This window comes from Fontibacter flavus, assembly GCF_042432905.1.
GTDB lineage: Bacteria > Bacteroidota > Bacteroidia > Cytophagales > Cyclobacteriaceae > Fontibacter > Fontibacter flavus.
On record NZ_JBHLWI010000051.1, the window covers coordinates 1 to 8,335 of the forward strand.

Consider the following 8,335-nt stretch of genomic DNA (forward strand, 5'->3'; position numbering starts at 1 on the left):
TATGACCGGAACCCGGTCAAAAACGCCCCCGGGACCCCAACAGCACCAGAAATAACCCCCGGTAAACTGTCAAATATTCTTTTATGCCGTAAACATACATTTTTTTGCTTTTCATGTCAAGCATCAGCACAAAAATATTTTAAACAAAACACATTTATTTATTTTTATAATACGTTTTTATAGGGGTGAAAAGTTTTTGAAGAGGTAAAAAATTGGGGTATAAACAAAAAAAAGAGGCTTTTCAGCCTCTTTTAGATAGTTTTTCATTTTTAATTTTCTTGAGGTATTCTTTGACCAACCTCAAACGCTGATTATCTCCCAAAACTTCTTGGGGAATAATCCTTTCCAAACTCCACTGCATACTTACTTTTGATTATGGGTGTTATAAGCTATTAACGGATGAGTGTCTAAAATAGTTTAGACAACTCTACTACTCAATATTGAATATCTTTTCCTGCTTTCAAAATAAGTACTTAAATTAATCAACTGAATTCATTCAAAAAATTTACCCCATGGAATTTCAAACTTTAGAGAACATATCACCTGTCATTGACCAGATTTTTGAAGCCCAGCAAAAACAGGCAGTTAAAATGAGAAATAGTTCCGCTTCTCATAGAAAGGCCTTGCTGAACAAAATGTTGGATTGGATCAAAACCAACAAGGAAGATATCAGAAGGGCGGTATATGCTGATTTCAAAAAACCGTATCCTGAAATTGACATCAGTGAAATATTTGTGGTCACCTCTGAAATCAAATATACCATCAAACATTTGGATGAGTGGATGAGGATAAAAAAGGTAGGAACTCCTATGACGATGCTGGGCAGTAATGCTTACATACAGTATGAACCAAAAGGAACCGCACTTATCATTGCCCCTTGGAATTATCCCTTTAATTTGGCATTAGGCCCATTAGTTTCAGCACTTGCGGCAGGTTGCACTGCCATTATCAAACCTTCGGAGATGACACCACATACCTCCGCCCTGATCAGGAGATTGGTGGAGGAAACCTATGACCAAAGCCAAGTGGCTGTTTTTGAAGGAGAAGTTGATGTGGCGCAAAAACTTTTAACCAAACCTTTTGATCATATTTTCTTTACTGGTAGTCCCGGCGTAGGAAAAATCATCATGAAAGCTGCAGCCGAACACCTCTCTTCTGTGACCTTGGAATTAGGCGGGAAATCACCAGCAGTAGTAGACGCCAAAGCTGATATCCAAGATGCTGCTGAGAAAATCATATACGGAAAATTCGTAAACTGTGGACAGACCTGCATCGCTCCAGATTATGTCCTGGTGCATATTGCTGTAAAAGATGCCTTATTGGAAGCCCTTAAAAATGCTATCCATAAAATGTATGATCCTGCTGATAAGGGTGTAGAAAAATCTAAAGATTATGCAAGGATAGTCAACCTCAAGCATCTTAAAAGAATCAAGCACCTGCTCGCCGATGCAGAGATCAAAGGAGCCCAGATATTTTTCGGCGGATACGTCAGCGAAGAAGATAATTTCTTCGAACCTACAATTTTAACAGGCCTAAGTGAGGAAATGGAAATTATGCAAGAGGAAATTTTTGGGCCAATTCTTCCCATCATTACCTATGCGAATATGGAAGAGGCTATTCGTTACATCAACCTTAAGCCAAAGCCACTAGCTTTATATGGCTTTTCTAAAGACCAGTACATCATCAACCGCTTATTTACCGAGACTTCTTCAGGAGGAGCAGTAGCCAATGACTGCGTGCTGCATTTCCTCCACCATGAGTTGCCTTTTGGAGGTGTCAATAACAGTGGAATAGGAAAAGCTCATGGACATCATGGGTTTCTGGCATTTTCCAATGAGAAAGCAGTGCTGAAACAAAGGATAGGTTTGACAGCTTCTAAACCGTTATTCCCGCCCTATGGAATTGCAGGTAAAAAAATCATTGATAGCTTATTGAAGTGGTTTTAAAAAATGACCTATTCAAAATTGGCTTTCTTTAATCAGTCTTCTTGATCTAAAAGACAATCTACCCACCGAACTAATCAAGATATACATGCAATACAATCTGTTCTTATTTCTTGCTTTATGCCTTATATCCATGACCAATAAAACCAACGCCCAACAAAGAGCAAGAGACTATGGCATATCTATAGGTGTATTACCAACAGGAGTTCTGAATGCCATCACGGATGTTGCCGGAGTGCAGGTAGGACATCTGACAAAGCTTGAAGGTGAGGATATCCGAACAGGCGTCACAGCCATCCTGCCACATTCAGGCAACTTGTTTCAGGAAAAAGTACCTGCAGCGGTATTTATCGGAAATGGATTTGGGAAATTGGCTGGCACCACTCAGATTGAGGAATTGGGAAATATCGAAAGTCCTATCATTTTGACCAATACTTTAAGTGTTGCGGCAGGAATTCAGGGAGTGATCGAGTATACGCTTACTTTTCCAGGCAATGAACAGGTACAATCGGTCAATACTGTAGTAGGGGAAACCAATGATGGCTTCCTCAATGACATCAGAGGACAGCATATTGATAAAGAGGATGTACTGAAAGCTATTCAGGCTGCTTCAGAAACACATGTTCAGGAAGGCAACGTAGGAGCAGGCACTGGAACGGTTTGTTTTGGTTTTAAAGGTGGAATTGGCACCTCATCCAGAAAACTTCCTGCTTCTTTGGGAGGCTATACAGTAGGAGTATTGGTTCAAAGTAACTTTGGTGGCGTATTGCAAATTGATGGCGTCCCAATTGGTGTCGAATTGGAACAATATAGCTTCAAAAATCAAATTGAGTCCGCTGATGGATCCTGCATGATCATTGTGGCAACGGATGCGCCAGTCAATGAACGAAACCTGAAGAGAATGGCTCAAAGAGCGATGATGGGTTTAGCGAAAACAGGGGGCATAGCCTCCAATGGATCCGGTGATTATGTAATTGCTTTTTCAACAGACCCACAAAACAGAATCCCCCACTCTGGCAATGCACTGCAACTTAATGAGCACAAATACCTTCAAAATGACGATATGAGTGCTCTTTTTTTGGCAACCATAGAAGCTACAGAAGAAGCCATTATCAATTCTCTTTTTGTTGCTGAAACAATGATCGGCAAATCAGGTAGACAGGTCAATGCCTTGCCAAAAGAAAAGGTAATTGAAATCATGAAACATTATAACCGAATCCAATAGGCTTCTTCTCCTTTATAAATCTTCGATATTTTCCAAATAGAATTCTGCCTGCCTGAGAATCGCTTCCTTGTCTTTCATTTTTGACCAGGTTCGGTAAGCCATGCCAATTCTGGGGTTTTTGGCCAATTTATCTTCATTACGATGATAAAAGTGCCAGTATAGGCTGTTGAATGGACAGGCTTTCTCCCCAACTTTGAGGTTCTTTTTGTAATGGCAGCCTCCACAATAGTCACTCATCTTATCTATATAATTGGCAGAAGAAACATAAGGCTTGGTACCCACTATTCCCCCATCGGCAAATTGACTCATTCCGCGGGTATTGGTAATCTCTACCCATTCTATCGCATCTATATAAATTCCCAAATACCATTGATCGACTTCATCAGGATGAATTCCTGCCAATAAGGCAAAATTTCCAGTTACCATCAAGCGCTGAATATGGTGAGCATAGGCATGTTCCAAAGACTGACCTATGGCATGCCTCATACAACTCATCTTTGTCTTCCCATTCCAAAAATACCCTGGCAATTTCCGATCATGTCCAAAATAATTGAGTTGGCTGTAATCCGGCATTTTCGCCCAATATACACCCCTCATATACTCTCTCCAACCTACAATCTGACGGATAAAGCCTTCCACCTGTGCAATATTGATGCTGTCCTGATGAGCGTACCAGTACTTTTCCACTGTCTCGACAACTTCCAGTGGGGAAAGCATCTTGGTATTCAGACAAAAACTCAATCTGCTATGAAACAAAAAGGCATTGCCCGTGTACATGGCATCTTGATATTCCCCAAATCTGGGTAAAAGCTCCTTACAGAAATAGCCCAGCAGCTGTAATCCTTCCTCCCTATTGATAGGCCAAGGAAAATTTTGTGCATCTAAATTACCAATTGTTTGAACCTGACATTGATCAAGCATATTTTTCATTTCAGTCACATCCTTGCTAAGAGAGAATGGAGGCTTGATCAAAAGGGGATCTTTTAGCTTCTGACGGTTATCATGATCATAATTCCATTTCCCTGTTATTGGTCCATCCCCTTCCATCAAAATTCCATACTTCTTTCGCATCTCCCTATAAAAGGACTCCATCAAATAGGTCTTTTTCCCTTTAAAAAATTCAGCCAAAAATGTCCTATCGGTCAAAAAGTGTTCCGTATCATACACCTGATAACTGATGTCCAGTTTTTCGCAAAACGCTTTCAATTGCTTGTCCAGTCGATATTCATCCGGCAACTGGTATTCAAAATGCTCAAATCCTTCAGAATGCAAAATCTTTTGCAGGTTACCAGTCAGGCTTTGGGTATTTTCTGAATGATCCAAAGCCCAATAAATGACTTGATGTCCTTCCTCCTGGAGTTCCCTTGAAAAAGTCCGCATAGCTAGGAAAAATCCCACTACTTTTTGGACATGATGGATCACATAGTCCGTTTCCTGTCTCATTTCCAACATCAGGTATTGGACCTCCGGACTTTTTTCATTGAACCAACTATGATGATGATTCAACTGATCTCCCAAAATCAATCTTAAAGTTTTTGCCATAAAAAAGGGATTATGAAACCATAATCCCTTTGAACCCTTATTGTTCAAAAAAAATTTATCGTCGGTTCAATATTTGAAACATGGCAGCATACTGGCTTTCCTACCTCTTTGATTATTGTCTCCGGCCATAAAAGATAATCTCATAGACACTTCATGTGCACCACCTGTATTCGCCTGTCCAATCTTGGAAAGGGTAAAATCATAACTGTAACCTATATCCAATCCATTTCCCAAGGAAACTCCCAATAAACCAATTAAAGATTCATTGTTTGGCAGGCCATTTCCTAAAGTCGGCAATCCCCTATACCAAATGCCTAAAACCAAAGGCTGAATATTTACCTGTGCTCCCAAATCCAATTGGTTAAATGGATCCTGGTGTTTATAATTAAAAGCCAACACCAACTCTCTCTGGTATTGTGTATTATTCATGTAATTACTGGCAAGGCCATTGGAAAGGTCAAACTTGATTCCTCCATGAGCTGAGAGCTTCATTGGCCACCTGGAGATCTGATCATCTACATAGGAAACATTGGGCTGTGTAATGTGATGGGCAGAAATTCCCAACCAACCCCAGGAGTTGGTATATAACATACCCAAATGATAGTCCACGTACCGATGTCTGGCGTCAGGACCGAACAATTCTCCACTCACTCCGCCCACAGCTCCAGTACCTTGGTCTATTTGACTTCCAAAAACCAAATTCTGCAGGTTAGCGTCCCTGGAAAAAAAGCTCGCCTGTCCACCAAATCTCAAAAAACTGTCAAATCCCAATTGTAACCTATATGAATAAGCTAAACCAACTTCAGAGGTATTCAGGCCGCTCATGGTTTCCCTCATGCCATTCGCAATCAGTCCTACGCCACTGTTGAGGTTGAAAAAATAATGATCGACATAAGCTGAATATGCATTCAAAGAATGGTCCAAGCCTGGCCATTGGTTTCGGTAATTGACACCAAATCTAGTCATCTCGGATGCCCCGGCAAATGCAGGGTTTAGATAGATAGGCGCAGCATAAAATTGAGAGAACTGCATGTCCTGAGCACTTGTCAAGAATGTCAGCATCCACCCAAAAAACATTAAAATTAATCTCTTCATAGCTTATCTCACTATTGTAACCGTCCCCGTTTTCTCGATTTTCTCCCCACCGATCGTCGTAAAAGCCACTCGATAGATGTAATTGCCCCTCGGCAACAAACTACCCTTATGATTCCCGTCCCATCCCTTATCTTCTAGGCTTTGGCTTGAATAGAGATGCTCTCCCCAGTAGTTGAAAATATGCATCTCAAAATCCACCACGCCCCTGAAAACAGGCTTGAAATAATCATTCAATCCATCTCCATTGGGAGAAAAAGCATTCGGTATGGTCACCCATTCCCCTTGTTCCAAAACTGCAACTGTCCTACTCTGAAGGGACGAACATCCATAGATATCATAAGCCCTTAGAACCACATCAAACTCACCCGCTTGCTTGAAAACATGAACAGGGTCTTTTTCCTGAGCGATATTGCCATCACCGAAATCCCATTCCCATGCGATAAAGTCTTCGGAAATTTCACTTTCAAACACCAGTGGTTCCAATACATGGACTTCAGGCTCTGAAGAGAAGGTCAACTTTTTCACATTGAAATCCACCCTATTGGCAATACTGTTGTCAAATGGAAAAACTACTTTCAACTTCTCCTTAACCTTACAGCCTGAGCCATCTATCACCTCCACTTCGATTTCCCCAGACTGCTTGAATTCAATCTCATTCTTACCAGTGACACCATTATTCCATACAATGGCATAAGGACCATTACCACCTTGAATACTAACCCAAGCAAACCCAATAGCTTCCCCAGTCTCACAGTTTACTTCTATCGCACTTTCGATTTTTGCTGAAAGTTTAACAGGCTGCTCTACTTGAACCATGGAGGTAATCTCACATCCGCTTGCATCTTTGACCTTGAGGGAATATGTGCCTGCCGATAGATTTCTTAGATTTTGGGTTGTGGCTCCATTACTCCACAAAAAGGTAAAAGGTGCCTGCCCTCCTTTGATCTGTATATCTATCTCGCCTTGATTGGTACCAAAGCACTGATTGTGCTGTATCCTGCTCACAGTAACTTCAACTGCCTCAGGTGACTTTATGTCAAAAGACTTTGAAAATGAACAGCCTAAATTGTCCTTAATGAGAACTGAATAGGTGCCGGCCTGAAGGTTATCTATATCTTTTGTCGTCTGACCGTTAGACCAGGAATAAGTATAAGGTGCCTGCCCCCCTGTAATATCCAACTTTATTGATCCAAGACTATTGCTGCTGCAACTGATTGACTCCACAGTTTCCCTGACTTCCAATGCTTCAGCGGCAGACTTGATCTCAAATGATAAAGTAGCGTCACAATTGTACATATCGATTACCTTAACAGTGTAGGTACCAGGCTTCAGGTCTTTGGCTTCCACTTCATCTTTCAGGCCATGGCTCCATTCAATCTTGTAAGGTTCCCCTCTTCCAAATTTTATATTGACTTTAGCACTTCCGTCAGCATTACTTGAACAGGTGGCATGCTGTATCCCGCCCATTTCAATGATAAGTGGAAAAGGGGGCTGAATAACAATCCTTTCCTCATGCTGCTTCCCTTTGCTGTCCTTGATGAAAACAGTATAAGTACCAGAGAATAGATTGTATCGATTCTGAACTTTCTCAAGGTTGTTCCAGGCAAAAGAATAAGGAGGATTTCCTCCCTCTACTTCCAAAATAATGTGACCTCTGTCGAGGTGATGACAAAGCGCCAATTTACCGCTCACAGTCACCTTGATTGGAGTTTCGACACCTCCTACTACTCCAAAACCAACTTCTCCTAATACCAAAGCATGATTCAGGGGGTTATAGGCTACTGACAAATCAGAAAAAGACATAACTCTCCCAGCCTGAAAAATCAGGGCCAAAAAGAGAAGAAGATTCATTTTCCAACGTAATGACATTTCCTATTATCGATTGCAGCCTATAGGGTCTTTACAAGTGTGGATTTTGTCATTCAAAAGCAAAATACTGTATTTCATTTTTTGAAACATTATTTTTTGCTTTTTGCATGAAACAAAATGATATACTTGTCATTTGTCTATTTGACTTAATTTATCAAATAAAATATTGAAAATGCAAGTACTTTAGAAGAGGGGGCAAAAATGAAATGACTATCAAAAAAGTGTAATTATTCTTCCAATTGTACAATATTCAAAAATCAATGCACGGGATGCTTTTTTTAGAATCTGAAATGTAACCCCGGCTTAAAAAGGCCTAAAATAGATTTTTAAAAAAAAATCAACTTTTTTCAAGCATGCTCTTCAATTTGCTTTAATGGCACAAAAAAAGCTGATGAAGAAGACTTCATCAGCTTAGTGAATTTTGTTGGGATAATCTTATAAACCTATGTCAACCTGATGCCTCAGTATATCTTCAAAGGTTTCTCTTTCCCTTATGAGGTGGGCTTTACCATCCAAGATCAAGACTTCTGCTGGCCTCCTGTTTTGTGCGCGACGTCGTCGCTACAATAAATAAGTATTGAAAATCAATCACTTACTGTTTTATAATTTGAAATTTGGGTCACGCGGAGCTATTTTTGCCCCATGTTTGTACGAAAAAACA

5 protein-coding genes are annotated in these 8,335 nt (G+C 40.5%); 2 read left to right on the forward strand and 3 right to left on the reverse strand.

Translation table 11 applies throughout. The annotated features are described in order from the left end of the window. Positions 1-512 precede the first annotated feature (512 nt). Both ACFFIP_RS17045 and ACFFIP_RS17050 read left to right on the forward strand, forming a co-directional pair. Entirely contained in the window at positions 513-1,946 is a 1,434-nt protein-coding gene (locus ACFFIP_RS17045) for an aldehyde dehydrogenase family protein (protein ID WP_382388942.1), read from the forward strand. 85 nt (positions 1,947-2,031) lie between these two features. Continuing rightward, complete coding sequence (locus ACFFIP_RS17050; RefSeq protein ID WP_382388943.1) at positions 2,032-3,168, forward strand: P1 family peptidase; 1,137 nt, start codon at positions 2,032-2,034, stop codon at positions 3,166-3,168. A 12-nt stretch (positions 3,169-3,180) separates the two neighbouring features. Here the strand turns inward: ACFFIP_RS17050 and ACFFIP_RS17055 are convergent, their stop codons facing one another. The 3 genes from ACFFIP_RS17055 to ACFFIP_RS17065 form a co-directional block, all read right to left on the reverse strand. Beyond that, entirely contained in the window at positions 3,181-4,710 is a 1,530-nt protein-coding gene (locus ACFFIP_RS17055; RefSeq protein ID WP_382388944.1) for a cryptochrome/photolyase family protein, read from the reverse strand. Between the two features lie 66 nt (positions 4,711-4,776). After that, positions 4,777-5,805: a PorP/SprF family type IX secretion system membrane protein gene (locus tag ACFFIP_RS17060; protein ID WP_382388946.1), complete on the reverse strand. Its 1,029-nt coding sequence runs from the start codon at positions 5,803-5,805 to the stop codon at positions 4,777-4,779. A 3-nt stretch (positions 5,806-5,808) separates the two neighbouring features. Further along, on the reverse strand, positions 5,809-7,674 hold the full coding sequence (locus tag ACFFIP_RS17065; RefSeq protein ID WP_382388947.1) for a T9SS type B sorting domain-containing protein: 1,866 nt from the start codon (positions 7,672-7,674) through the stop codon (positions 5,809-5,811). Positions 7,675-8,335: the final 661 nt, after the last annotated feature.